This is a genomic window from Sphingopyxis sp. GW821-FHT12F08 (genome assembly GCF_058806755.1).
The window spans coordinates 287,306-311,338 of the sequence record NZ_JBXAQA010000002.1 but is presented as its reverse complement, the minus strand read 5'-3'; the positions used below and the strand labels follow the sequence as shown (position 1 = coordinate 311,338).

Sequence of the window (24,033 nt, the reverse complement as noted above, 5' to 3'; positions counted from 1 at the left end):
AGCGGGATGACGCCGAAATTCGATAGCTGGGACGATGTCGTCGCCTTTGCCTGCGCTTTGCCCGACGTCGAGATGCTGTCCTTTTACGGCACTCCCTGTCCCAAGCTCAACGGCAAGGCGCTCGCCTCGCCGGGACGCGAAGCGGGCAGCTTCGCGGTGATGTGCAAGCCCGACGAAAAGGAAATCCTGCTTGAAACCGATCCCGACACTTTCTGGCAGACCCCGCATTACGAGGGCTGGCACGCCTTGCTCGTCCGCTTCGGCTCGGACGATCCCGAACGCGTCGCGAACGTCCTGCGCCGCGCCTGGTGGGACCGCGCGAAAAAACCGCAGCGCCAGGCCTTTGGCGAGCGGCCCTGAGATGCTGCGCCGGCTGATCCTTGGTGCCGCGCTGACCGCGGTCGCGCTGCCGGCGCAGGCGGCCGATGCCAATGCCGAGCTCAACCGCGCCTGGGCGGCGGGCTATCGCGCCGCCTTCACCTGCTCGTCGCTGTGGAATGGCGCGGGCAAGCCGCTCGACGCCATCGAGCGCGATGAACTCACCGGCATCTATCCCGAGATCGAGGCCGATGTCCGCGCGCTGAAGGCCGAGGTCGACGACAAGGCAAAGCGCGTGAGCGTGCGCTACCGCGACGACATGCCGCCGCGCATCGCCGAATGGGACAGCCGCGAGGGCTGTGTGACGCTGCCGATCGGCGCGGTGCCGCGCGAGCGCAGCGACTATCGCCCCGGCCGGCCGAACCTCGACGACAAGCCATGGCCGCTCGGAGACGCGGGTGCCTGGGTCCCGATGCCGCGCGCGCCCACGGCCTATGAGCATGCGGCGATGGGCAGCGCCGATTTCGGTGGCCGGACCAGCGCGCTCCTGATCGTCAAGAATGGCAGGATCGTGGTCGAGAGCTATGAGCACGGCCACGACATCCACACTGCGCAGCGCACCTTCTCGGTCGCCAAATCGATGGCGGCGACGCTCATCGGCAACGCCGCGCTCGACGGCGACATCGACGTGACCAAGCCCGCGACGATTGCCGACTGGCAGGCGCCCGGCGACCCGCGCGCTGCGATCACCACCGAGCAGCTCATGCGCATGGCGAGCGGCCTCACGAGCGACACCGCGGGCAACCGCAGCGACGCTGTCTATATGGGCGGTGCGTCGGTGCGCCAGTGGACCGTGCAGTGGCCGCTGCTGAACCCACCGGGAAGCACCTTCCGCTACGCGAACAACGACACCTTGCTCGCGGTCCAATCGTTGAAAGCCGCGCGGCAGAAGGCGCTCGACGAACGCAATGCGAAATCGGCGATGATTCGGCGTGGACCGGCGCTCGATCCGGTCGCCTTTTTCGACCGGCTCGGCATGACGCGCACCTTCGCCGAGCATGACGTCGGCGGCGACTATATCCTGTCGAGCCAGGTCTGGACGACCGCGCGCGATCTCGCGCGGCTCGGGCTGCTCTATCAAAACGACGGGATGTGGCAGGGCCGGCGCTTGCTGCCCGAAAACTGGCGCAGCTTCGTGACCACGCCGAGTGGCCCGCAGCCCGCCGGGGCCTTCGGCTATGGCGCGGGCTTCTGGCTGCTCAACAAGTCGGAAGGCATCCCCGCCGACGCTTTCGGCGCCTTCGGCAACCGCGGCCAATATGTCGTCGTCATCCCCTCGCTCCAGCTGGTGATCGTCCGCCAGGGCTATGACGACGACAAGAACCGGCTCGACATCGCCAGGCTGGTCGCCGCCGTCGTCGCGGCGGATGGGCGGTAGGAGGTCGCGGGGTTTTGGAGGGGGGAGCGGACGCTAAAACCCCTCCTCTGAAGAGGAGGGGCTGGGGAATGACCGCTCCCGTCCGAAAGCCGCCCCTGACTCTCCCTAACCCGGATAACGCTCGAAGGCGGGCAGGTCGGCCAGATTGTCCATCCAGCGAATCCGCTCGGCGGTCTGGATCTGGACCTGCGCGGGGATCAGGTCGGGGTCGTCGAGCGTCGCCGACTGGACGTCGATCTGACCGGGGAACACCGCGTCGCTGGTGTAGAAGAGCCCGGTGCCGCAGTCGCCGCAGAAATGGCGGCGGCCATGCTCCGACGAGGCGTAGATCTTCGGCGAGCCCGTCACTTCGAGCTCGTCCTGCCCGACGAGCGCCCAGCCGACGATCGGCGCGCCGGCGTGGCGGCGGCAATCGGAGCAGTTGCACAGGGCGTGATGGACGACGGTGGTCGGCATCGAATAGCGGATCGCGCCACAATGGCATTGGCCGGTGGCGCGGTTGGGGGCGTCGCTCATCTATCTCTCTCCTCGGGAAGTCGGGTAAGGAACATAACATAAACATCGGCCGAGTCCAGCCGGGGCATACTGCCGTTTATCCACTTGTTAACCACATCCCTTTAGTCCGTTCCTGGCAAGGATAGTGGGGAGTTTCGATGTATCAGCAGCGGGCCGAAGTGCTGGCTTTCGACCGGGCGCAGGCGCTTGGCGTGACGATCGTCATGCCGTGCCTCAACGAAACGATCAGCCTGCCGCACTGTATCGCCAATGCTAAGGACGCGCTGGCGCAGATCGAGGAACATTTCGGGCTCGCGGGCGAGATCGTCATCGCCGACAATGGTTCGACCGACGGCAGCCAGGCGCTAGCCGAATCGCTTGGCGCGCGTGTCGTTCCCGTGGCGCGGCGCGGCTATGGCGCGGCGCTGATCGGCGGCTGCGCCGCGGCCTATGGCGACTATATCCTGATGGGCGACTGCGACGGCAGCTATAATTTCACCGAAGGCGTGGCGATGATCGGCAAGCTGATCGAGGGCCATGACCTGTGCATGGGGTCGCGCTTCGACGGCGGGATCGCGCCCGGCGCGATGCCGTGGAAGAACCGCCATATCGGTAATCCCGCGCTCACCGGCATTCTCAACCTTTTCTTCCGCTCGGGGATCAACGACGCGCATTGCGGCCTCCGCGCGATCCGCAGGCAAGCGTTCGACGATCTCGGCCTCGCGGGCGAGGGCATGGAATTCGCCAGCGAGATGGTCATCAAGGCCTCGCTCAAAAAAATGAAAATGGTGCAGGTTCCGGCGACCTTGTCGGTCGACCTGCGCGACCGCGCGCCGCACCTCCGCCCCTGGCGCGACGGCTGGCGGCACCTGCGCTATCTGTTGATGCTGTCGCCGACCTGGGTGTTCGGCGTTCCGGCGACGCTCGCCGTGGGCAGCGGGGCGCTGATCCTGCTCGTCGCGCTGGCGCATCTGCTCGGCATGGTCGGCGGCGAGCCGCTGTTCGGCGCGAGCTGGACGATCGCCGCGGGGTTCCTGGTCAGCGTCGGCCACCTCGCCGCGATCATGGCGCTCGCGACGCATTTCCACGGCGTCAACCGCGGCTATCGCACGCTGCGTCCGGTCATTCGCCGCTACGCCGACTGGCTGACGCTCGAGACGATGCTGATCGCCGGGGCGCTGTTGCTGCTCGGTTCGGGCGGCGGGATCGCGGCGCTCGTCTATTACTGGTCGCAGACCGGCTTCAACGCGCTGACCTCGGTGCTGCCGACCGTGCTCGCGCTGACCGGCGCGACCGTTGCGATCCAGACGATCCTCGGCGGCTTCCTGCTCGCGATCATCAACGGGCACCGGGCGACGCTCGCGCCCGGCGGCGAGGCATGACGGCGGGCCGTGCCGGACAGCGCGTGCCGCGCTATACCGCGGTCAGCCTGTTCTGCGTCCTGTTCAACAACGTCCTGCTGATCGCGCTCGACGCGGCGGGCATCCATTATGGCATCGCGGTGCTGATCAGCGCGGCGGTGATGATCCCGCTGTCCTACACGCTCCAGCGCCTCCTCACTTTCGCCGCTGACGCGGGTTGGGGCGCTTTTGTACGCTATGCCGCCGTTCAGCTCGTGAACACGCCGATCGCCTGGCTGCTGTTCCTGCTGATCCACGACTGGGGCTCGCTGCCGATGCTGTTCGCGGCGCCGGTGGTCACCGGGCTGCTCTTCCTGTGGAATTTCTTTACCAGCGGCTGGGCCATCGCGCCGCGCGCCGCCGCCAAATCTTCGCTGTGAAAGGCCGAATATGTCGATCCCGTCCGACCTCCTGACCGAATTCGTCGCCCGCTACCCCGCGCAGCCCGCGACCGCCTTTCTGCGCAGCATCGAGATTCAGCGCTTCGCCGACGCGATCGAGCCCGAGGGGCTGGGCCTCGACCTCGGCTGCGGCGACGGCATTCTGACCGACATCCTCTTCCGCGAGGCGGGCGTCACGCCGCGGCTGGTCGGCATCGACATCGACCCGCTCGAAACCGCGGCGGCGGCGAAATATGATTTCTACGAACGCATCCACACCGTCCCGGCGCAGGCGATCCCCGAAGCCGACGCCAGCTTCGATTATGTGATCTCCAACTCGGTACTCGAACATATCCCCGACCTCGAAGGCGTGATCGCCGAGGTCGGCCGGCTGCTCAAGCCCGGCGGGGTTTTCTGGTTCACCGTGCCGGGGCCGGGCTTTCGCGCCAATCTGTCGGGCAGCATCATCCCCGGTGCGTCGCGCGAAGCCTATCTGGCCGAACTCGACAAGAGGCTCGCGCATTTCCACTATCTGTCGGAGAGCGACTGGAACGAGATTTGCGGGCGCCACGGCCTGACGGTCGACAGCGTCGACGGCTACCTCGACCGCGGCGAAACGCGGCGCTGGGAAAGCCTGTCGCGTATGACCGGCGGCCTGCTCCACAGCCTGACCGGCGGGCGCAGCCGCCCGATCGAGATCCAGCGCCGCCTGAAATTGCGCGACCTGCAGAACAGCGCCGCGATGCCGCGCGTCGTGGCGTCGGCGCTGGCCAAGGCGATCGCCGCGGGGGTGCGCCCCGACGCGGTCGAGGCGCCGCCGTCGTGCCTGCTGGTCACCGGCCGGCGTCCGCTCGTGCAGGGCTGACGCTGGCGCCGCCCTGACAAATATCAGTCGAAGGAATAGTTGACCGGTCGTGACCCTGGGCCGCGGCCGTTCAGTTCTTGCGAGCGATGATCCGGATCGCCGAGGGACGGCCGCTCAATTTCTCACCCAGCCACTGCAGCGGGTGCAACATGATACCCGCGAGCAGGAAGGGCAGCGCATTGGGCCGCCCGAAGGCATTGGCCAGACTGCGCCCCATGGTGGGCACGCAGATATCGAGATCCTGCTCGATCGTGAGCCCCGCGCGCTCGACCAGCGCGCGGAGCGCCGGGCGCGAAAAATGCGTGCGGTGAAAGGGCAGGTACCAGGCGTCCCAGGCCTCGCCGAGCAGGCGCGTCCAGACGCAGTCGATATTGGGTACTTCGAGGACGATCGTGCCGCCGGGGGCGGCCAGCGCGGCGATGCGGCCAAGCAGCGCCTGCGGGTCGTCGTCATGCTCGAGCACGTGGAAAGCGCTGACGAGGTCGAATTCGCCCGCATGCGATGCCGCCTCGCCGATCGGGAAATAGCCGCGGCCCGCCAGTTCGGCGGGCGGCGCATCGTGGAAGTCGGCGCCGGTCACGTCGGATGCGAGCAGCATGTCGCCCAGGCAGCGGGTGAACTGGCCACTGCCACAGCCGAAATCGAGCGCGCCCTGCGGCGCGGTGCCCAGTTGGCGCAGCAGCGTGCGCGCCTGGCGGCGAAAGGCGATGTCCTTGATCCGGTGCGCCAGGCCGCGCGCGTCGGGCTGGAAATCCTGGCTCTCCCGCCCCTCGTAAAGAAAAGCGACGTCGGCGAGCGGCGGCATCGAGACGCCGATCCCGCAGCGCGTACAGCGGAGGATGCTGACCTCGCCGACCTTGCCGCTCTTGTCGGTAAAGCGGCCCATCGATGCGAAGTCGCACGGCGCGCCATCGCCCACGGCGCAGGGCCGGACGTCGGCGACGGGGTGACGATGGATCATGCGAGGCCTTCCGGGAGATATGGCCTTCGCTTGTGCGCCGATATGGTTAACAGCGGCTTAAATCGGCCGCTCACGCGGCTTCCATATCGGCCAGGATCTGCGCGGTGCTGCCGGCGATCGACAGGCGCGCGGCGTTGGCGGCGAACCAGGCGCGGGTGCGGGTGCGCAGCGCGTCGCCGCCATCGATCGCCGCGGCCATCGCTGCCGCGAGCGCGGCGGGGGTGGCGTCGGCGGCGGTGAAGCCATTCTCGCCCGTATCGACGAGTTCGGTCGCGGCATTGTCGGGGGCGGGAACGACGACGACCGGAACGCCGCGCGCCGCGGCCTCGACGACGACCATGCCATAGCCTTCGCGTTCGGACGGCTGCACGATCGCCGCGGCTTCGGCCATCGCGGCCTCGATCTCGGCCTCCGGGACGAAGCCGGGGCGGTGGATCGCCTTGCCGAGCCCAAGCCGCGCGATCTGCGCCTCGATCGCCGCCTGTTCTGGGCCGCGGCCGAAGATGACGAGCCGCACCTCGGGGCGCTGCGCGGCCAGCAGGGCGAAGGCGTCGACGAGCAGCGATACGCGCTTTTCGGGGATCAGGCGTCCGGCATAGACAAGGGTCGGCGGGGCCGCGGCGGGGTGGGCGGGATAGGCGCTCCCGGCATATTCGCCGGGCAGGATCGTGACGGGTGAGGGACAGCCGATCGCCTCGGCGCGTGCCGCATGCATGCGCGAGAAGGCATAGGCTTTTTGCGGGACCCGCGCGCAAAGCCGCTGGACCGCGATGCCGAGCCATCCGAGCCGGCCGAGATAGGCGCGCCAATAATCGTCGGTCCACACCTCGTGCCAGTCGACCGCGATGCGGTAGCCCGAGAAGGGGCGCAGCAATCCCGCCGCGAGCAGTGAGAAGAAGGGAAAGGAGGCGAGGTGCAGCCGATCATAGCGACGGCCATGGCGCAGCAGGTGCCGGAAGAGGCCAAGGCCGAAGCGGAGCGGCGGCCAGATGCGGCGTTTCCCGCCAGCGTAAAGCGCCATGCGCGGGCCGACCGCGACGACCTTCACCCCGGGCAGGTCGGGCGTGTCGGAGGCGTCCCACTGCCGCAACGTCAGATAGGTGACCTCGTGCCCCGCCGCCGCCAGCCGCTCGGCCAGATTGCGGTACCAGCGCTCTGCCCCGCCGATCGTCCAGGGGAACAGGCAGTCATAGACGACCGCGACCCTCAAAGCGGGACCTCGGTGCAGCCGAGGCCTTGGAGTCGCGCGCGGGCTTTGGTCATATTGGGACTTTCGGCCGGGGTCGGATGGCCGAAGAGCCGGTTTACCGGCGCCAGGGCGGCCGAGCCGAGGATCGCGACGCGCTTGCCCTCGCACAGCCGCGGCGACCAGCTTCCGCGCGGCACGGCCAGCGCGTCGAAGCGGATCGGCCGGCGATCGAGGAAGGGGGGATTATAGACGAGGTCCCGCGCCGAAAAGGCGGCGGCTTCGTCGATCAGCGCATAATCGGCGCCGCTCGCGGCAATGCGCCGGTCCAGCGCCGCATAGGGCTCGACGATGCGATGCGCGTTCCAGCCGAGCCAGAGCAGCACGCCGAGCGTCGCCATGCTCGACACCATCACCAGGCGCCGGTGGTCGAGGCCGCGCTCGCGCAACGCGATCCAGCCATATCCGGCGAGCAGGCAGAAATTGCCGATCGTTCCGTGCAGGTAGCGATAGCCCCAGCCATGGCCCTGATAGGGTAGCAGGACGAGCAGCGCGGCGACGGTCAATATCGGGCCGAGCGCGAGCGCCCGCACGAGGCCGTCGGTGCGCCAGCGCAAAGCGACCGCAGCGAAGGCGAGCGGGAGCAACAGAACATGCTGCCATGCCGCGAAGCGCAGCAGGTTGAGCGCCATCAGCCAGAAGCCATTCGCATTCCACTCCGCGAGCGTTTCGACGAGCCGCGTCAGATAGCTCGCTCCGTCGGCGGTCGCGGCGATGGTGGGAGCCGGTCCCGCCGCCGTCACGACCGTGCCCGGCCAGCTCAGCCAGAAGAGGCCGATCGCGGCATAACCGCCGACGAGCAGCGCCAGCACCCGCCATTGCCGGCGCTCGGCGAGCAGCAGCAGGAAGGGCGCGACGAAGAGCGGATGGAAGATCGGCTGGTGCAATCCCGTCGCGAGGAAGCCGACCGGAAGCAGCAGCGCATAGGCCCACCAGCGATCGCGCAGGAAGAGCGCGAGCCAGAGCAGGTTGAGCGCCAGATGCCCCGTCATCGCATAGCTCGTCGTTGCGGTGACGAGCATCTGCGCCGACAGCAGCAGGCAGAGGAGGGCAATCGCCTGCGGCGCGGCATCGCCGGGCCACAGGCGGCGCGCCGAGGCCCAGAGCGCGAGCAGCGCGGCGACGGCGAGCAGCGGCGCGGTCGCATGGGCATCGCCGAGTGCGGCGCCGGCCGCGTGCAGCACGGCGTTGACAGGCAGATAGCCCGAGACCCACGCGTCCGCGGGCAATCCCGGCAGGACGAAGGTCCGATTGAGCGCCTCGCCGGTCGCAGCCCAGTCGGCGGAGAGGCGCGCGAAAAGCTCGCCCCGCGCCAATATATCGGCATCGAACAGCACCATCTGCTCGTCGCGGCTGAGGTCGTAGCCGCTCATCAGCCAGTCATGGCCACTCCAAGCGAGCGCGAAGAGCAGGGCCGCTGCCAGCCACGGCCACCAGGGCGCAAGGCGCGGCGCGAAGGCGGGGCCGCTCGCGCCCCATCGCCGCGCGGCGAGCAGGGCGGCGGCCAGCGCGACGAGCGCGGGCAGATCCTGATGCTGCCAGAAATAGGCGCTAAGCCCCGGCGCGGCGCGCGTGTCGAACAGCAGCGGGCCGGCGACGACGAGCAGCAGCAGCACGGCGAAGGCCGCAGCCAGCCCCCGCCAGCCTAGTGTCGGCGTCCCCATGCCGACCGGCGTCTCAGTCGCCAAGGTCGACCTGGTGCGCCTTGGCCCAATCTTCATATTGGGCGCGGGGGGTGGTCGAGGGCTGCGCGAGGATCGCCGGGATGTCGCGGCGCAGCGCGGCGAGGTCGAGCGAGCGGATCATCGCCTTGACCGGACCGACACCCGCCGGGGTAATCGACAATCGCTCGATGCCGATGCCGAGCAGCGCCATGGCCTCCAGCGGGCGCCCGCCCATCTCGCCGCACACGCCGAGCGTCACCTTCGACCCCGCGACGGTCTTCACCACGCGCGACAGGAAACGCATGACGGTCGGCGACAGCCAGTCGTAGCGCTCGGCGAGCCGCGGATGCGCGCGGTCGGCGGCGAAGAGGAATTGCGTAAGGTCGTTGGTGCCGATCGACAGGAAGTCGAGGTGCGGCAGCATCAGGTCGAGCGTCTCGGCGAGGCCAGGCACTTCGAGCATCGCGCCATAGCGGATCGCCGCGGGCAATTTCTTGTTATGGCTCGCGAGCCAGGCGCGCTGGCGGACGAAGATGTCGCGAGCGGCCTCATATTCCCATGGTTCCGACACCATCGGGAACATCACGTTGAGCGTCCGCCCCGCCGCGGCTTCCATCAGCGCGCGCGCCTGAACCTTCAGGAGACCGTCGCGTTCGAGCGCGAGGCGCAGCGCACGCCAGCCCATCGCCGGATTTTCCTCCAGCATGGTGTCGGTGTTCATATAGGGCAGCGCCTTGTCGCCGCCGATATCGACCGTACGGAAGATCACCGGCCGGTCGCCCGCGGCGTCGAGCACGTCGCGATAGAGCCGCTGCTGGCGATCGCGCGACGGCAGCGTCGCCGAGACGAGGAACTGGAATTCGGTGCGGAACAGCCCGATGCCGCGCGCGCCGGTCAGGTCGAGCGCGGCGATATCTTCGCGCAGCCCCGCGTTGATCATCAGGTCGATCGGCACGCCGTCCTTGGTGACCGCGGGCAGGTCACGCAGCGAGGCCAGATTGGCGCGCCGCTTCTGCGAAATGACCAGCTTGCCGTCGAACGCGTCTTGCACCGCCTGCGTCGGGCGGACCTGGACCGTCCCCGCGCCGGTATCGAGCAGCAACAGGTCGCCCTCGCGGATCACCGTGCGCACGTCGCGGACGCGGCCGAGCACCGGCACGCCCATCGCGCGCGCGACGATGATGACATGGGCGGTGAGCGACCCTTCCTCGAGCACCACGCCCTTCAGCCGGCGCTTGTCATATTCGAGCAGTTCGGCGGGGCCGAGGTTGCGCGCGATCAGGATCGAATCCTGCCGAAGGCCCATCTGCGCCGCGGTGCCCATCTGCCCCGACACGATGCGCAGCAGCCGGTTCGACAGATCCTCGAGGTCGTGCATGCGGTCGCGCAGCAAGGGGTCGTCGATCTGGCGCATGCGCATCCGGGTGCGCTGCTGGACGCGCTCGATCGCCGCCTCGGCGGTCAGACCGCTGTCGATCGCCTCGTTGATCCGCCGCGACCAGCCCTCGTCATAGGCGAACATCTTGTAGGTCTCGATGACCTCGTCATGCTCGCCGCCGACGCCGAATTCGGCCTGGCTCGCCATGCGGTCGATTTGCTCGCGCATCTTGTCGAAGGCGGCATAGACGCGGTGGCGCTCGGCTTCGGTATCCTCGGCGACGGTATGTTCGATGGTGATGCGCGGCTGGTGATAGACCGCGACGCCCGCGCCCATGCCGTCGACGAGCTTCTGGCCGGTGAGCCGCTGCGCCGACTGGTCGGCGGCGGCGGCGTCGGTGCGCGCGGCGGTATCCACCAGCTCGGCGTTGGCGATCAGTTCGGACAGCACCATCGCGACGGTCTGCAGCGTTTCGATCTCGATATCGTCGTAGCGGCGCGGCTCGGCGTGCTGGACGCAGAGCACGCCGACGGCGCGTTCGCGGCGGATGATCGGCACGCCGGCGAAGCTGTGGAACAATTCCTCGCCCGTTTCGGGGCGATAGGAGAAGTCGGGATGCGCCGCCGCCTCGTCGAGGTTGAGCGTCTCGATCTGCTCGGCGATCATGCCGACCAGGCCTTCGCCGAGCGCGAGGCGCGTGACGTGCACCGCCTCCTGCTTCAGCCCGCGCGTCGCGAACAGTTCGAGCGCGCCGTCGCGCAGCAGATAGATCGAGCAGACCTCGCTATCGAGGCATTCGCCGATGATGCCGACGACCTGGTTGAGCTTGCCCTGCGCGTGGGTTCGCGCCGCCATCACCTCGTGCAGCCGCGTCAGGATCGTGCGCGCCGACTGGGCGGCGGTCGAGGGCGGGAGCGGAGCGTTGGTCATGTCCCGCCACTGCTAACAGATGCCGCGCCCCCGCGCCAAGGGGAGCGTGCAATATTTCCTGCCGCCGGTCAGCCCGCCGGATTGGGCCCGGACGTGGTGGTCGGCGCGGCCGGGCCGTAGACCGTCGGCGTGGTCGCGGGGACGTAGACGGCGGGGTTCGTCGTCAGCGGCGCCGGCGCGCTCATGATCGGCGGCGGCGGAGCATATTTGGCGTCCCACGCCGCGGCGTCGACCTGATATCGGGCATAAGCCTCGTAGAAATCGAGGAAGGGCTGGTCGAGCCGCGCGAGATGGCCCGGCGCCTGCGCCACCACATCCTTGGCCGGGGTGGTCGAGACGAGCTGGGCGACTTCGTTGGCGCGCATGCAGAAGTCGCGCTGGGCCGGCGGCTGTGCGAAATAGTTGAACAGCTGGGTCGACAGCTTGTCGCGCTCCTTGATGCCGTTGGTCTTGTTTTCCTTGCCGAGCTGCGTGATCACGCTCTTCTCGGTCGACTTGATCGTTTTGCCATGCGCCTTGATGATCGCGTTATAGGCCGAGATCAAGGTCGCTTCCTCGAGCCCGCGACAGCCGATCGCGGCGACGTTCAGCGCGATCTTCATCTGCCAGAAGGCGCGGTCGCCGGTGATATCGGTGTTGGCGGTATAGAAGCGCCCGTTGAGCCCGCGGCCGGGCAGGAGCTGCGTCGCCGCCGCATTGCCCGGAGGTAGCGGCCGCGGCGGCACGATGATCACGACCGGAGCCGGCGGTGGCGGCGGGGGAGGTGGCGGCGGCGGGGGCGGCGGGGCGCAGGCCGCAACGCTCGCAAGCAGCCCGACGACGATGATTTTCCGCAACAATTTCATGCTCCACTCCCCAGCCGCACAATCATGCGGCATCACCCGCGTGCGTGCAAGGCCGCTTCGGCCTGTTGCACCAAGGACGCGATTATTTCCCCGACCGTTTCCTCGGACGTTACCATACCCACCGATTGCCCGGCCATTAACGAGCCGTTTTCGACATCGCCGTCGATCACCGCGCGGCGCAGCGCCCCCGCCCAATAATGTTCGATCTGGAGCTGCGCCTCGAGCATGTCGACGCTGCCGCCGTCGAGCAGGTTCGCGACCTCGCGCTGCTTGGCAGTGAACTCCTCGGTCCCGGCGTTCTTGAGCGCGCGTACCGGGATAACGGGCAGGCGCGGGTCGATCTGCACGCTGGCGACGGCATCGCGCGCCGAGGCGCGGATGAAGGCCTTTTTGAAGTTGGGATGCGCGATGCTCTCGGTCGCGCAGACGAAGCGCGTACCGAGCTGGACGCCCGAGGCGCCCATTTCGAGATAGCCGGCGATCGCCTCGCCGCGGCCGATGCCGCCCGCAACGAAGATCGGGACTTCGTCCGCCAGTGCGGGCAGGATTTCCTGCGCCAGCACGCTCGTCGACACCGGACCGATATGACCGCCCGCCTCCATGCCCTCGATCACCAGCGCATCGACGCCCGACCGGATCAGCTTCTTGCCCAGCGCCAGCGTCGGCGCGAAGCAGATGACCTTGGCGCCCGATGCCTTGATCGCCTCGAGGCTACCCTTGGGGGGCAGGCCGCCAGCGAGCACGACATGGCTGACGCCATGCTTCGCGCAGACGTCGATCAGATCGAACAATTGCGGGTGCATCGTGATCAGATTGACCCCGAACGGCCGCGCCGCGAGCGCCCTGGTCGCGGCGATTTCGGTGTCGAGCAGTTCGGGCGTCATCGCGCCGCACGCGATCACGCCGAAACCGCCCGCATTGCTGATCGCGCTGACCAGGTTCCGCTCCGAAACCCAGCTCATCGCACCGCATAAAATCGCGTAGTCGCTACCCAGAAGCGCGGTTCCCCGCACCATCAGATCGTTAATTTTTGTCATCGTCCGTGCCTTTGCCAGCACTGGGACTCGCGTGCAATCCCTAGCGTCCGCAGCCGTCTCCGAAGCGCACCAATGCTGCGCAGCGGCAAGCTCTCGCTTGGGCGCACGAACCGAACCTTTCGGCGCAGAAAGCAAATCAATCATTGTCAACTAAATCACTTGGCATATGCTTGCCGCCGAATCGAACCAGGGAAAGGGAAATAATGTCCGCTTCATCCGATCAGGCCCCGGGCCAGCGCGAGGCTGTGCCGCGCGCCGTCCAGACGGTGCTCGAGGCGCTTGAGAAGCTGCGCTTCGGCGCGATCCAGCTGACCGTCCACGAGGGCAAGCTGGTGCAGGTCGATATCACCGAGCGTCACCGCTACCCCAACTGATTTCAGGCTCCCAAGCCGGGGGAATGCCTTCCCCCCAAATGCCGCAGACCGGACCACCGGATGTGGCGATTTCTTTTGCAACAGGAAATTGCCATGACCGCCAAATATCCGTCCGTCCGCCGACGCGCGCCCGCCACGCCGCTGGCACTCGCGCTTCTTCTCGCGCTCGCCGCGCAGCCCGCCGCCGCCGATGAGGGCGCTGCCGAAGGCGAAGCCGCCGCCGCAACCGTCGCCGACGAAGCCGCTGATGCTGCCGCCCAGCTCGACGAGGATGTCAGCCGCGGCGACATCATCATCGTCACCGCTCGCCGCCGCCGGGAAACCGCGCAGGAAGTGCCGGTCGCGATCTCGGTCATCAGGGGCGATTCGATCGAGGCGACGGGCAATTTCAACGTCGTGAAGCTGCAGCAGCTGGCGCCGACGTTGCAGGTCTATACGTCGAACCCGCGCAACACCTCGGTCAACATTCGCGGTCTCGGCGTGCCTTTCGGGCTGACCAGCGACGGGTTCGAGCAGGGCGTCGGCATCTATGTCGACGACGTCTATAATTCGCGCGTCGCCGCCGCGACCTTCGACTTCCTCGACGTCGACCAGGTCGAGGTGCTGCGCGGGCCGCAGGGCACGCTCTATGGCAAGAACACCACCGCGGGCGCGATCAACATCACGACCAACCAGCCGACCTTCGATTTCGAGGGCCGCGCCGAGGTGACCGTCGGCAATCTCAACTACCGCCAGGCCAAGGCCGCGGTCTCGGGGCCGCTGACCGACAAGATCGCCGCGCGCATCGCGATCGCCGCGACCAGCCGCCGCGGCACCTTGTTCAACACGCGCACCGACCGCTGGATCAACGAGCAGGACAATCTGGGCCTGCGCGGTCAGCTGCTGTTCCAGCCCAATGACGACGTCAGCATTACCCTCGCCGGCGATTACAGCCGCCAGAATCCCGAATGCTGCGGCACCGCCTTCGTGCGCGTCGGAACGACGCAGCGCGCGCTCAGCCGCCAATATGACGCGATCATCGCCCGGTTGCAGGCTGCCAACCCCAATTACAACTACATCGTACCGAGCCGGAACGTCTACGACCGGCTGACCGACATCGACGCCAGCCTCAATGCCGGCAACAAGATCGGCGGCGCGTCGCTGCGCGTGAAATGGGACGTTGGTCCCGGGACCTTCACCTCGATCACCGCGTGGCGCTTCTGGGACTGGCAGCCCGAGAACGACCGCGACTTCACCGGCGCCTCGGTCGTCGCCAAGTCGCAGAACCCCTCGCAGCAGGACCAATATAGCCAAGAGTTCCGCTATAATTACGAAAGCGACACGGTCGACTTCGTCGTCGGGCTGTTCGGCTTCAAGCAGCGCATCGACACGCAGGGGACCGAGCAGCAGGGCATCGACGCCACGCGCTACAGTCTGGCGCCGTCGACCGATCCGAACAATGTCTACAACCGGCCCGAAGTGCTGAACGGGCTGACCGCCACCAACACCCAATTTCTGAAATCCGACAGCGCGGCGCTCTATGGTCAGGTGAGCTACAAGCTGACCCCCGAGCTGACGATCCAGCCGGGCATCCGCGTCAATTACGACAAGAAGGAAGGCTTTTACCAGCGTGTGGTCACCACCGGTGCGGGGCAGGTGATTGCTAGCTGTGCGCCCTCGGCCACCACCGGCAATGCGGTGCTGACTGCGCAGTGCGGCGTCTATCAGCCGCAGCTCACCATGCCGTCGGTCAGCGACTGGAACTTCAGCTATGACCTGAACGTCAACTACAAGATCGCGCCGGATATCCTAGCCTATGCGACCTATGCCAAGAGCTTCAAGACCGTCGGCATCAACCAGAACGGCCTGCCGCTCGACACCAACAACCAGCCGGTGCTGAGCGCCAGCACGGTGAAGCCGGAATCGGTCAATCATTTCGAGATCGGCTTGAAGACGCAGTTCCTGAACCGCCTCGCAACCTTCAACCTCACCGCCTTCCGCACCGAGATCAAGAATTTCCAGGCGACGGTGAACGGCGGGCAGTTCGGCACGGTGCGCGGCTATCTCGCCAATGCCGAAAAGGTGGTGTCGCAGGGCATCGAGGCGGATTTCAAGATCCGCACCAGCGACCGCTTCACGGCCTATGTCAACGGCGCCTACACCGATGCCAAGTACAAGAAGTTCACCAGCGCACCGTGCCCGCCCGAACTGTCGGGCGGCACCTTCGTCACTGGCAACCAGACGCCGGGTGCACCGGGCGCCCCCGGCCTCAGCCCGCGCCAGTGCGACATTTCGGGCCAGCGCCTGCCCGGCGTGTCGAAATGGGCCTTCTCCTACGGCGCCGAGACCAATCTGCCGGTCACTTTGTTCGCCAAGGACGGGCAGGTCTATCTGGGCGTCGACGGCAATTACCGGTCGAACTGGAATTCGAACGCGTCGCCGTCGATCTACACCAACGTCAAGGGCTATGCGCTGACCAACTTCCGTCTCGGTTTCCGCGGCGACGGCATCGATGTGTTCGGCTGGGTCCGCAACGCCTTCGACGTGAAATATATCGAACTGCTGCAGGTCGCGCCGGGCAATGTCGGCCTGATCGCCGGCACCCCCGGCGATCCCCGGACCTGGGGCGGGACGATCAAGGTCAGCTTCTGATCCACGCCGCCTTCGGACAAAAGAAAAGGGGCCGCTCCAGCTGGAACGGCCCCTTTCTCGTGCAGCCTGATCGTCAGCGCTGCTGTTGGTCGTCGCGGTCGTTGTCCGACCGCTGACCGCCCTGCTGGCGGTCCTGGCCACCCTGTTCTTGCTGCTGCTGTTTGCGGCGCTGTTCTTCGTCGCGTTGCCGCTGCTCGTTGGGGTTCTGGTTAGCCACTTTCTCTCTCCTTCTGCCGCGCCGGGGAATGAGCGCGACCATGAGCCAACCCGCTCAAAGGGCGGGGCGTTGCCTGGCGGCGGTCTCCTTTCGCCGGGGCGTGGCGCCGCCGCGACCAACGTCCTTTTCATGCGGCAACGCCTTCGGCTGTAATCGGTTCGTTCAATGACTGAGTTCAGCTTATTCGGTTATGTCGATGGAGGGGGGCGGCCTATCCTTTCCATCCCAAGGCGAAAGGATGACCCCATCGACTCGCGGCCTGCCCCTGTCGACGCACCTGCCGTGGCCACGCGCCGCGGCTCCGTCACGCGCCGGTCATCGCACAGCGCCAATCCCATCCGACAAAAAGCCCAACGAGGAGAGACTGCATGAACGACCAGACCCCCATCGACGCCGCGGGCGGCTGCCCGGTCAACCATGGTGGCGCTCGCGCGCTGCTCGGCCGCACCAACAAGGACTGGTGGCCCGAGATGCTGGCGACCGAGATCCTCAACCCGAACGGGTCGTCGAACCCGCTGGGCGACGATTTCGATTATGCCGCGGCGTTCAAGTCGCTCGACTATCAGGCGTTGAAGGACGACCTGACCGCGCTGATGACCGACAGCCAGCCGTGGTGGCCGGCGGACTATGGTCACTACGGTCCCTTCTTCATCCGCATGGCGTGGCACGCCGCGGGCACCTATCGCACCGCCGACGGCCGCGGCGGCGCGAACAGCGGGCAACAGCGCTTCGCCCCGCTCGACAGCTGGCCCGACAACGGCAATCTCGACAAGGCGCGCCGCCTGCTGTGGCCGATCAAGCAGAAATACGGCAACAGGATCAGCTGGGCCGACCTGTTCATCCTCGCCGGCAATGTCGCGATCGAGAGCATGGGCGGCCCGGTGTTCGGCTTCGGCGGTGGCCGCGCCGACGTGTTCGAGCCCGAGCGCGACATTTATTGGGGCAGCGAAGACAAATGGGTGAACCAGGGCGTGCAGACGCGCATCGCCCCCGAACATGGCTTCCACGAGATCGAAGGCCCGCTCGCCGCGATCCAGATGGGCCTGATCTACGTCAATCCCGAAGGGCCACAGGGCAATTCGCACGACGGTGAAGGCATGGCGCGCGACATGAAGGAAACCTTCGCGCGCATGGCGATGAACGACGAGGAAACCGTCGCGCTGACCGCGGGCGGCCACACCTTCGGCAAGGCGCACGGCAATGGCGACGCGTCGCTGCTCGGCGCCGCGCCCTCGGGCGGCGACCTTGCCGCGCAGGGCTTCGGCTGGGTCAGCGGCCACGAGAGCGGCGGCATCGGCGAACATACCGTCACCAGCGGGCTCGAAGGCGCATGGACGAACACGCCCGACACATGGACCGACAATTTCTTCCGCCTGTTGTTCGACTATGATTATGAGCTGGTGCAGTCGCCCGCGGGCGCGAACCAGTGGCAGCCGATCGACCAGAAGGAAGAGGATATGGCCCCTGCGGCCTGGGATCCGAACCTGAAGGTGCCGACGATGATGACCACCGCCGACATGGCGCTGAAGCGCGACCCGGCCTATCGCAAGATCAGCGAGAAGTTCCGCGACGATCATGAAGCGTTCAAGGATGCCTTCGCGCGCGCCTGGTTCAAGTTGACCCACCGCGACATGGGGCCCAAGATCCGCTACCTCGGCCCCGAAGTCCCCGCCGAGGACCTGATCTGGCAGGACCCGATCCCCGCCGGTTCGGCGCCCTCGGACGCCGATGTCGCGGCGGTGAAGGACAAGATCGCCAATAGCGGCCTGACCGTCAGCCAGCTGATCAAGACGGCCTGGGCGTCGGCGAGCACCTATCGCAAGTCCGATTTCCGCGGCGGCGCCAATGGCGCGCGCGTCCGGCTGGCGCCGCAGAAGGACTGGGAGGTCAACGAGCCCGCGATGCTCGCCAGCGTGCTGGGCACGCTCGACGGGCTGCGCGGTAGCCTGTCGATCGCCGACGCCATCGTGCTCGGCGGTGTGGTCGGCCTCGAAAAGGCGATCAAGGATGCGGGCTTTAGTGTCGCGGTGCCTTTCACCGGCGGCCGCGGCGATGCGACCGACGAGCAGACCGACGCCGACAGCTTTGCGGTGATGGAGCCCGAGGCCGACGCCTTCCGCAACTATCTCGGCAAGAAGAAGCTGGCGGTGAAGACCGAGGAAATGATGCTCGACCGCGCCTCGCTGCTCGGCCTGTCGGTGCCCGAAATGACCGTGCTGGTCGGCGGGCTGCGCGTGCTCGGCGCCAATCACGGCGAGCGCGGGCATGGCCATTTCACCAAGCGCTCGGGGCAGCTGACGAACGATTTCTTCGTCAACCTGCTCGACATGACCAATGTGTGGAAGGCCGTCGACGGTTCGGACGACCAGGAATATGTCGCGACCGACCGCAAGGGCGGCGGCGAGACCTGGCGCGGGACGCGCGCCGACCTGATCTTCGGTTCGAACGCCGAACTGCGCGCGGTCGCCGAGGTCTATGCCGAGAGCGGCCATGAGGAGAAGTTCGTCAAGGACTTCGTCAAGGCCTGGACCAAGGTTATGAACGCCGACCGCTTCGACCTCGCCTGATCGGCCGACGCCGACGGGTCGCAAGGACCCGCCCCCGGGGACATGGGCCCGGGGGCGGGTTTTCTTTTGCAGGCTTAAAGCCACAAAAGCCCCGCATGCGCGCTTCTAAAACGTGTCCTTTGTGGCTTTAAGCGGGGCGGCATCCTCGCGCAGCGCCGAACGGACGATCGCCATGTCGGGGCCGCCGGAAACATCGATTGCGCCGCCGCGCAGGACGCGCACGGTGGTGACCCCGTTGAGCGCGCGGTCCATCGCATAGTCGAACTGGCGCATCCGGCCCATCGAGAGGGCGCGGTCCCATGCGACTGCGAAGCTTTCGGCGCTTGGGCGTTCGAGCAAGCGGTAAGCGGAACGGCGGCCCATGCCGACGGCCTTCGCTGCGCGTCCCACCGAACCCATCGCTTCGAGCGCGCGGATGAAGCATTGCTGCACCTCCGGCGTCCAGCCGTCGGCGCGGCGACGCTGTGCGGGGACGGGGGTGAAGGCGAGGCAGGTGCCGGCGAGTTGCTGCACGGGCGAGTCGGTGTGTTCCATCTGCCAGTTTGGAACATAGCGGGATATTTTAGGAAAGAAGTTTTTGGGGCGGGTGTGGAAGCGCGTCGGCTTTGGGGTGGTTTCAAGACATTCCCCTCCCTGAAAGGGAGGGGTTAGGGGTGGGTAGCGAGCGCAGCGAGCAAGAGAAGGAGCGCCGCCTTTGGCGGCCACCCACCCCCAGCCCCTCCCTTGCAGGGAGGGGAGATTAAACGTCCGCGACCACCCGATACCGGTCGTTCCTAGACCCTAATGCGCATCCTTCGGCGCTGGGCCGCCGATCGGGGGCGGTTTGCAGAAGGGGACCATCACCAGCGCCGCGAGGAAGAGATAGGCCATCAGGCGGAAGACGTCGTCGAAGGCGAGGGTCAGCGCCTCGCGGCCGACGAGGCGGCTGAGCATGCCTTCGGCCATCTGCTGCGCGAGCGCCGGGTCGGAGACGGTGCGGCCGATATGCTTGGCGAGCCCCGCCGCGGCTTCGTTCGCGGCGTCGGCCGAGCGGCCTAACGCTTCGGAAAGGCGCAGCATGTGGAGGCGCAAATTATCGCCGAGCCAGGTGTTGACGAGCGCGATGCCGATCGCGCCGCCGAGGTTGCGCATCAGGTTGAACAGCCCCGAGGCGTAGCGCAGCTCGGGTCCCTCGAAATTGCCGAGCGCGAGCCCGACCGAGGGCACGATGCACAGCATGATCGCGAAGCTGCGCACGACCTGCGGCCAGAAGAGCGCGGCGAAGCCCCATTCGGGGGTCATGAAGCTGAACATCCAGAGGCCCGTCGCGAAGAGCGTCAGCCCGACGGTGATCACGATGCGCTGGTCGACCTTTTGCGACAGCACTGCAGCGATCGGCACGCCAAGCAATTGCGCGAGGCCCGAGACAAAGACCGTCGTGCCGATCTCCGACGCGTTATAGCCCTGCACGCGGCCCAAATAGATCGGGACCAGATAGGTGCTCGCGTAGAGGCCGAAGCCGATCACGAGGTTGAAGATGCAGGCGAAGACGAAGGTCGGCTTGCGGAAAGGAGAGAGCCGGACGATCGGCCCGTCCGAGCGGAACGAGCGTTCGAGGAAGAGGCCGAAGGCGACGAACGACACCCAGGCGCCGATCGCGATCTCGGGCTCGCTGAACCAGTCGTGCTTGGGCCCTTCCTCGAGCACGAACTCGAGCCCCGCGAGGAACACCGCCATCGAGGCGAGGTGGACCCAGTCGATGCGGCGCAGCATCGGCAAATTGGGCTTGTCGATTCGCACGAGCGCGAGGATTGCGAACGTCACCATCGCGCCGGGCAGGACGTTGATGAAAAAGACCCAGCGCCAGCCCATCGCGTCGGTGATCCAGCCGCCGACCGTCGGGCCGAGCGTCGGTGCGAGCACCGACACCATGCCGAGGATCGCGGGGATCATCGCGCGCTGCTTGCCCTCGAACAGCATGTAACCCGTCGCGAACACCGTCGGGATCATCGCGCCACCGACGAAACCCTGCACCGCGCGGAACAGGATCATCGATTCGATGCTCCACGCGAGCCCGCAGAGGATGCTCGCGATGGTGAACAGCGCCGCAGAAGCGGCGAACAGCCAGCGCGTCGAGAGCGCCTGCGCCAGGAAGGCGGAGAAGGGGATCATCACCAGTTCGGCCATCAGATAGGCGGTCTGGACCCAGCTGATCTCGTCGGGTCCGGCGCTGAGCCCCGCCTGCACCTCGTTGAGCGACGCGGCGACGATCTGGATGTCGATCAGCGCCATGAACTGGCCGAACGCCATCACCGCGAAGATCAGATATTTGCGCGCGTCGGGCATCGCCGCCGGGTTAAACGGCGCGCCCTCGTCCTTTGGTGCTGCTGCGGGGGAAAGCGGGATGGAAGCCATGGGTCTTGTGTCCTGTCGTCTTTATATTATATGCGTCATATAAAAGGAGGCGCAAGTGCGCTATTCAACCGAGCACAAGGCAGAGACCCGCCAGCGGGTGCTGAAAGAAGCGGCGAAGGAAATCCGCGCGAAGGGCCCCGACAATGTCGCGGTCGCGGGCATCATGGCGCGCGCGGGGCTGACCCACGGCGGGTTCTACGCCCATTTTCTGTCGAAGGACGCGCTGGTGAAGGAAGCGATCGGGACGATGTTCGCCGATGCCCGCGCGCGCTCGGCGAAGATCGACGCGGCGGGCGATCCCAAGGCGGTGCTGCGCGCCTATGTCGATTTCTACCTCTCGCCCGCGCATCGCGACAGCCGCGACCGGGGCTGCCCGTTGCCCACGCTGTCAGGCGATTTCGCGCGCTCGCAGCCTGCGACGCGCGAGCGCTTTGGCGCGGGGGTGGTCGGGATCGCGTCGCGGCTCGCGGTGCCGCTGGCGGCGTTGGGCTATGCCGATGCCGAGGCGGAATCGCACGCGCTGCTCGCGCAGCTGGTCGGCGGCGTCGCGCTGGCGCGCGCGGTCGGCGATCCGGCGCTCTCGGACGCGATGCTGGCGGATACACACGCCTGCATCGTCGCGCGCTACGGGCTGGAGAGTGCGCAATGACCCTCGCCAAGGTGCAGGGACTGATCGAGGCGGGCGGACGCCCGCCGATCGGCGAGACTTTGGGCTTCCAGCTCGTTGAGGCGGGGGAGGGCTGGGCCGCGTTCGAAGGTGTTCCCGGGCCCGAGCATTTCAACCCGATGGGCTTCGTCCACGGCGGCTATGCCGCGACCCTGCTCGATTCGGCGTGCGGGATCGCGGTGGTCACCAAGCTTGCCGACGATCAGGCGATGACGACGCTCGAGCTCAAGACCTCGTATCTCAAGGCGATGACCGGGGAGACGGGCAAGGTCCGCGCCGAGGGGCGGGTGATCTCGATCGGGCGCCGCGTCGCCTATGTCGAGGCGAAGCTGACCGACGCGGCGGGGCGGCTCTATGCCACCGCGACCTCGACCCTGCTGGTGTTGCAACAATGAACGCGCAGACGGCGATCGCGGCAGAGGCGCCGGTAGAGGCATCGGTGCGGCGCCGCTTCGCGTTGCCGAAGAAGGCGTGGAAGGTCGGGCTGATCGCCTTGCTCGTCGCGGCGGCGGGGGTGTGGTGGCTGACCTCGCCGCGCACCGCGGAATCGACCGACAATGCCTATCTGCAGGCCGATTCGAGCAATGTCGCGCCCAAGGTCGGCGGGCTGGTTGCCGCGGTGCTGGTGCGCGACAATCAGGCGGTGCAGGCGGGCGACCCGCTGGTGCGCATCGACGCCGAGGATTATGACGCGCGGCTGCAGGCGGCCGAGGCGGCGGTAGCCGACGCCGATGCCGGGGTCGCGACCGCGCGGGCCGCGCTCGCCGCGCTCGGCGCCGACGAACGGCTCGCCGCGGCGCAGATCAGCGCGGTCGGGACCGAGATCGCGGCGGCCGATGCCGAATCGGTGCGCGCGGCGGCCGACCTCAAGCGCTACGATACGTTGCTGGTCGACGGTTTCGTCACGCGGCGCGACGCCGATCAGGTGCGCGCGACCGCGGTCGGCGCGGCGTCGGCGGCGCGGCGTTCGCGCGCCGATCTCGGCGCAAGCTACGAGCAGGCGGCGGTGACGCGGGCGCGCCGCCCGGTGCTGATGGCGCAGGTGCAGGCCGCCGAGGCCGAGGCGCTGAAGGCGCGCGCCGCCCTCGCGCTGGCGAAGCAGGACCGCGGCCACGCGCTGGTTCGCGCGCCGATCACGGGCGTGGTCGGCAACCGGCAGGTCCAGGTCGGCGACTATGTCCAGCCAGGCACGCGGCTGTTGTCGGTGGTGCCGGTCCGGTCGATCTATGTCGTCGCCCATTTCAAGGAAACCCAGACGCACGCGATGCGGCCCGGCCAGAAAGCCGAGGTCTATGTCGACGCGCTGGGCGAAACGCTGGCCGGCACCGTCGACAGCCTCGCGCCGGGATCGGGAAGCGAGTTCACCTTGCTGCCCTTCGAGCCCGGATCGGGCAATTTCACCAAGATCGTGCAGCGCGTCGGGGTGCGTATCCGGCTCGACCCGGGGCAGGCGGCGCTGGCGCAGCTGCGCCCCGGCCTGTCGGTGACCGCAAAGGTGCGGCTGCGCGACTGAGGCTCGGTTCGCCGTGCGTTCGGGCCACTCCGTCGCGGCCGATGTTAACAATGTCAATTTTGACTTGACCCGGCCGCGCTGCGCATGCAATGTTTACGACAGTAACATTGAGTCCCCGGAAAGGACGATCATGCGCACCCTGCTCTACGCCCTCGGACCGATGCTGTTCGATTCGCTTGGCATCATCACCTTCGCGATCCTGCTCGCCGCGGGCGCAGGCATCGCCCCCGCGGTGATCGCGGGCACGCTCGTCGCGGTCGTGGTGGTCGGTTACGAGCTGGTGCGCGGCCACCAGGTCGCGGCGCTGCAGTGGATCAGTCTGGCGTCGGTGCTGTTCACCGCCGCCGCGACATTGCTGACCGGCGACCCGCGCTTCGTGATGGCGAAGCCGACATTGGTCTATCTGATCGTAGGCACGGTGATGCTGCGCAAGGGCTGGCTGAGCCGCTATATCCTGCCCGAGCAGATGGCGCTGGTCGGTGACGTCATGGACCGCTTCGGCCAGATCTGGGCGGCGCTGATGTTCGCGAGCGCGGGGCTGAACCTGGTGATCGCGCTGTTCTTCACCGCCTGGTGGCCGCTGTTCATCGGCGTCTTTCCGCTGGCGTCGAAATTCGGGCTGTTCGCGATCCACATCGCGGTGGTGCATTTCGTTGGCCAAGCACGGCTGCGCCGCCGCGCGGAGGGCGGCGAGTTGCAGCCGGCCGAATAGG

22 protein-coding genes are annotated in these 24,033 nt (G+C 67.3%); 12 read left to right on the top strand and 10 right to left on the bottom strand.

Features of this window, described 5'->3' with window-relative positions:
• Positions 1-6 precede the first annotated feature (6 nt).
• Together AC1RNQ_RS06330 and AC1RNQ_RS06325 are read left to right on the top strand one after the other, a co-directional pair.
• Entirely contained in the window at positions 7-360 is a 354-nt protein-coding gene (locus AC1RNQ_RS06330) for an MmcQ/YjbR family DNA-binding protein (protein WP_493169790.1), read from the top strand.
• 1 nt (position 361) lies between these two features.
• Positions 362-1,756, top strand: a complete 1,395-nt coding sequence (locus tag AC1RNQ_RS06325) for a serine hydrolase domain-containing protein (protein WP_493169789.1) — start codon at positions 362-364, stop codon at positions 1,754-1,756.
• A 105-nt stretch (positions 1,757-1,861) separates the two neighbouring features.
• Here the strand turns inward: AC1RNQ_RS06325 and AC1RNQ_RS06320 are convergent, their stop codons facing one another.
• Complete coding sequence (locus tag AC1RNQ_RS06320) at positions 1,862-2,272, bottom strand: GFA family protein (protein ID WP_493169787.1); 411 nt, start codon at positions 2,270-2,272, stop codon at positions 1,862-1,864.
• A 137-nt stretch (positions 2,273-2,409) separates the two neighbouring features.
• Between AC1RNQ_RS06320 and AC1RNQ_RS06315 the strand changes: the two genes are divergently transcribed.
• Genes AC1RNQ_RS06315 through AC1RNQ_RS06305 form a run of 3 tightly spaced genes read left to right on the top strand, consistent with a single transcriptional unit; the run spans position 2,410 to position 4,896 of the window.
• Positions 2,410-3,633 carry a glycosyltransferase family 2 protein gene (locus AC1RNQ_RS06315; RefSeq protein WP_493169786.1) on the top strand — a complete coding sequence of 408 codons (1,224 nt, stop codon included), beginning with the start codon at positions 2,410-2,412 and terminating at the stop codon, positions 3,631-3,633.
• The gene (locus tag AC1RNQ_RS06310; RefSeq protein WP_493169785.1) at positions 3,630-4,031 is read left to right on the top strand and encodes a GtrA family protein; all 402 of its coding nucleotides are present in this window, start codon (positions 3,630-3,632) and stop codon (positions 4,029-4,031) included. Before AC1RNQ_RS06315 ends, AC1RNQ_RS06310 begins: the two co-directional genes overlap by 4 nt.
• A 10-nt stretch (positions 4,032-4,041) precedes the next feature.
• Positions 4,042-4,896 (top strand): class I SAM-dependent methyltransferase, encoded by an 855-nt coding sequence (locus AC1RNQ_RS06305; protein WP_493169784.1) that lies wholly within the window; start codon positions 4,042-4,044, stop codon positions 4,894-4,896.
• A gap of 70 nt (positions 4,897-4,966) precedes the next feature.
• Here the strand turns inward: AC1RNQ_RS06305 and AC1RNQ_RS06300 are convergent, their stop codons facing one another.
• The 6 genes from AC1RNQ_RS06300 to AC1RNQ_RS06275 all read right to left on the bottom strand — a co-directional run bounded on the left by AC1RNQ_RS06300 (position 4,967) and on the right by AC1RNQ_RS06275 (position 12,957).
• Positions 4,967-5,857 carry a class I SAM-dependent methyltransferase gene (locus tag AC1RNQ_RS06300; protein WP_493169782.1) on the bottom strand — a complete coding sequence of 297 codons (891 nt, stop codon included), beginning with the start codon at positions 5,855-5,857 and terminating at the stop codon, positions 4,967-4,969.
• A 70-nt stretch (positions 5,858-5,927) separates the two neighbouring features.
• On the bottom strand, positions 5,928-7,067 hold the full coding sequence (locus AC1RNQ_RS06295) for a glycosyltransferase family 4 protein (RefSeq protein WP_493169780.1): 1,140 nt from the start codon (positions 7,065-7,067) through the stop codon (positions 5,928-5,930).
• Positions 7,064-8,791: a hypothetical protein gene (locus AC1RNQ_RS06290; RefSeq protein WP_493169779.1), complete on the bottom strand. Its 1,728-nt coding sequence runs from the start codon at positions 8,789-8,791 to the stop codon at positions 7,064-7,066. Before AC1RNQ_RS06290 ends, AC1RNQ_RS06295 begins: the two co-directional genes overlap by 4 nt.
• Complete coding sequence (ptsP, locus tag AC1RNQ_RS06285; protein WP_493169777.1) at positions 8,781-11,075, bottom strand: phosphoenolpyruvate--protein phosphotransferase; 2,295 nt, start codon at positions 11,073-11,075, stop codon at positions 8,781-8,783. The genes AC1RNQ_RS06290 and ptsP overlap by 11 nt, the downstream gene beginning before the upstream one ends.
• 68 nt (positions 11,076-11,143) lie before the next feature.
• A complete protein-coding gene (locus AC1RNQ_RS06280) occupies positions 11,144-11,920 on the bottom strand; it encodes a hypothetical protein (RefSeq protein WP_493169775.1) in 777 nt (258 codons plus the stop codon).
• A gap of 32 nt (positions 11,921-11,952) precedes the next feature.
• Complete coding sequence (locus AC1RNQ_RS06275) at positions 11,953-12,957, bottom strand: NAD(P)H-dependent flavin oxidoreductase (protein ID WP_493169773.1); 1,005 nt, start codon at positions 12,955-12,957, stop codon at positions 11,953-11,955.
• 203 nt (positions 12,958-13,160) lie between these two features.
• On the opposite strand from AC1RNQ_RS06275, the gene AC1RNQ_RS06270 reads away from it, so the two are divergent.
• Both AC1RNQ_RS06270 and AC1RNQ_RS06265 read left to right on the top strand, forming a co-directional pair.
• Positions 13,161-13,331, top strand: coding sequence for a YezD family protein (locus AC1RNQ_RS06270; RefSeq protein ID WP_493169771.1), 171 nt, complete (start codon positions 13,161-13,163; stop codon positions 13,329-13,331).
• Between the two features lie 93 nt (positions 13,332-13,424).
• Entirely contained in the window at positions 13,425-15,962 is a 2,538-nt protein-coding gene (locus AC1RNQ_RS06265) for a TonB-dependent receptor (protein WP_493169770.1), read from the top strand.
• Positions 15,963-16,035: 73 nt separating this feature from the next.
• Here AC1RNQ_RS06265 and AC1RNQ_RS06260 read toward each other — a convergent pair whose 3' ends face one another.
• Positions 16,036-16,179: a hypothetical protein gene (locus AC1RNQ_RS06260; RefSeq protein WP_493169768.1), complete on the bottom strand. Its 144-nt coding sequence runs from the start codon at positions 16,177-16,179 to the stop codon at positions 16,036-16,038.
• 368 nt (positions 16,180-16,547) lie between these two features.
• On the opposite strand from AC1RNQ_RS06260, the gene katG reads away from it, so the two are divergent.
• Positions 16,548-18,746: a catalase/peroxidase HPI gene (gene katG / locus AC1RNQ_RS06255; protein WP_493169767.1), complete on the top strand. Its 2,199-nt coding sequence runs from the start codon at positions 16,548-16,550 to the stop codon at positions 18,744-18,746.
• A 105-nt stretch (positions 18,747-18,851) separates the two neighbouring features.
• On the opposite strand, the gene AC1RNQ_RS06250 is transcribed toward katG, so the two are convergent.
• Both AC1RNQ_RS06250 and AC1RNQ_RS06245 read right to left on the bottom strand, forming a co-directional pair.
• The gene (locus AC1RNQ_RS06250; protein WP_493169765.1) at positions 18,852-19,280 is read right to left on the bottom strand and encodes a hypothetical protein; all 429 of its coding nucleotides are present in this window, start codon (positions 19,278-19,280) and stop codon (positions 18,852-18,854) included.
• A gap of 246 nt (positions 19,281-19,526) precedes the next feature.
• A complete protein-coding gene (locus AC1RNQ_RS06245) occupies positions 19,527-21,140 on the bottom strand; it encodes a DHA2 family efflux MFS transporter permease subunit (protein WP_493169764.1) in 1,614 nt (537 codons plus the stop codon).
• A 55-nt stretch (positions 21,141-21,195) separates the two neighbouring features.
• Between AC1RNQ_RS06245 and AC1RNQ_RS06240 the strand changes: the two genes are divergently transcribed.
• The 4 genes from AC1RNQ_RS06240 to AC1RNQ_RS06225 all read left to right on the top strand — a co-directional run bounded on the left by AC1RNQ_RS06240 (position 21,196) and on the right by AC1RNQ_RS06225 (position 24,032).
• Positions 21,196-21,789 carry a TetR/AcrR family transcriptional regulator gene (locus AC1RNQ_RS06240; protein ID WP_493169762.1) on the top strand — a complete coding sequence of 198 codons (594 nt, stop codon included), beginning with the start codon at positions 21,196-21,198 and terminating at the stop codon, positions 21,787-21,789.
• Positions 21,786-22,202, top strand: a complete 417-nt coding sequence (locus AC1RNQ_RS06235; protein ID WP_493169761.1) for a PaaI family thioesterase — start codon at positions 21,786-21,788, stop codon at positions 22,200-22,202. The genes AC1RNQ_RS06240 and AC1RNQ_RS06235 overlap by 4 nt, the downstream gene beginning before the upstream one ends.
• Positions 22,199-23,320 (top strand): HlyD family secretion protein, encoded by a 1,122-nt coding sequence (locus tag AC1RNQ_RS06230; protein WP_493169760.1) that lies wholly within the window; start codon positions 22,199-22,201, stop codon positions 23,318-23,320. Before AC1RNQ_RS06235 ends, AC1RNQ_RS06230 begins: the two co-directional genes overlap by 4 nt.
• Positions 23,321-23,450: 130 nt before the next feature.
• Positions 23,451-24,032 (top strand): inner membrane-spanning protein YciB, encoded by a 582-nt coding sequence (locus tag AC1RNQ_RS06225; protein WP_493169759.1) that lies wholly within the window; start codon positions 23,451-23,453, stop codon positions 24,030-24,032.
• The last annotated feature ends 1 nt before the right edge of the window (position 24,033 follow it).

Excerpts from the sequence above, each read along its gene's own strand:
- AC1RNQ_RS06330 (WP_493169790.1), top strand. The coding sequence starts at position 7 with ATGACGCCGAAATTCGATAGCTGGGACGATGTCGTCGCCTTTGCCTGC.
- AC1RNQ_RS06325 (WP_493169789.1), top strand. The coding sequence starts at position 362 with ATGCTGCGCCGGCTGATCCTTGGTGCCGCGCTGACCGCGGTCGCGCTG.
- AC1RNQ_RS06320 (WP_493169787.1), bottom strand. The coding sequence starts at position 2,272 with ATGAGCGACGCCCCCAACCGCGCCACCGGCCAATGCCATTGTGGCGCG.
- AC1RNQ_RS06315 (WP_493169786.1), top strand. The coding sequence starts at position 2,410 with ATGTATCAGCAGCGGGCCGAAGTGCTGGCTTTCGACCGGGCGCAGGCG.
- AC1RNQ_RS06310 (WP_493169785.1), top strand. The coding sequence starts at position 3,630 with ATGACGGCGGGCCGTGCCGGACAGCGCGTGCCGCGCTATACCGCGGTC.
- AC1RNQ_RS06305 (WP_493169784.1), top strand. The coding sequence starts at position 4,042 with ATGTCGATCCCGTCCGACCTCCTGACCGAATTCGTCGCCCGCTACCCC.
- AC1RNQ_RS06300 (WP_493169782.1), bottom strand. The coding sequence starts at position 5,857 with ATGATCCATCGTCACCCCGTCGCCGACGTCCGGCCCTGCGCCGTGGGC.
- ptsP (WP_493169777.1), bottom strand. The coding sequence starts at position 11,075 with ATGACCAACGCTCCGCTCCCGCCCTCGACCGCCGCCCAGTCGGCGCGC.
- AC1RNQ_RS06280 (WP_493169775.1), bottom strand. The coding sequence starts at position 11,920 with ATGAAATTGTTGCGGAAAATCATCGTCGTCGGGCTGCTTGCGAGCGTT.
- AC1RNQ_RS06275 (WP_493169773.1), bottom strand. The coding sequence starts at position 12,957 with ATGACAAAAATTAACGATCTGATGGTGCGGGGAACCGCGCTTCTGGGT.
- AC1RNQ_RS06270 (WP_493169771.1), top strand. The coding sequence starts at position 13,161 with ATGTCCGCTTCATCCGATCAGGCCCCGGGCCAGCGCGAGGCTGTGCCG.
- AC1RNQ_RS06265 (WP_493169770.1), top strand. The coding sequence starts at position 13,425 with ATGACCGCCAAATATCCGTCCGTCCGCCGACGCGCGCCCGCCACGCCG.
- katG (WP_493169767.1), top strand. The coding sequence starts at position 16,548 with ATGAACGACCAGACCCCCATCGACGCCGCGGGCGGCTGCCCGGTCAAC.
- AC1RNQ_RS06250 (WP_493169765.1), bottom strand. The coding sequence starts at position 19,280 with ATGGAACACACCGACTCGCCCGTGCAGCAACTCGCCGGCACCTGCCTC.
- AC1RNQ_RS06245 (WP_493169764.1), bottom strand. The coding sequence starts at position 21,140 with ATGGCTTCCATCCCGCTTTCCCCCGCAGCAGCACCAAAGGACGAGGGC.
- AC1RNQ_RS06235 (WP_493169761.1), top strand. The coding sequence starts at position 21,786 with ATGACCCTCGCCAAGGTGCAGGGACTGATCGAGGCGGGCGGACGCCCG.
- AC1RNQ_RS06230 (WP_493169760.1), top strand. The coding sequence starts at position 22,199 with ATGAACGCGCAGACGGCGATCGCGGCAGAGGCGCCGGTAGAGGCATCG.
- AC1RNQ_RS06225 (WP_493169759.1), top strand. The coding sequence starts at position 23,451 with ATGCGCACCCTGCTCTACGCCCTCGGACCGATGCTGTTCGATTCGCTT.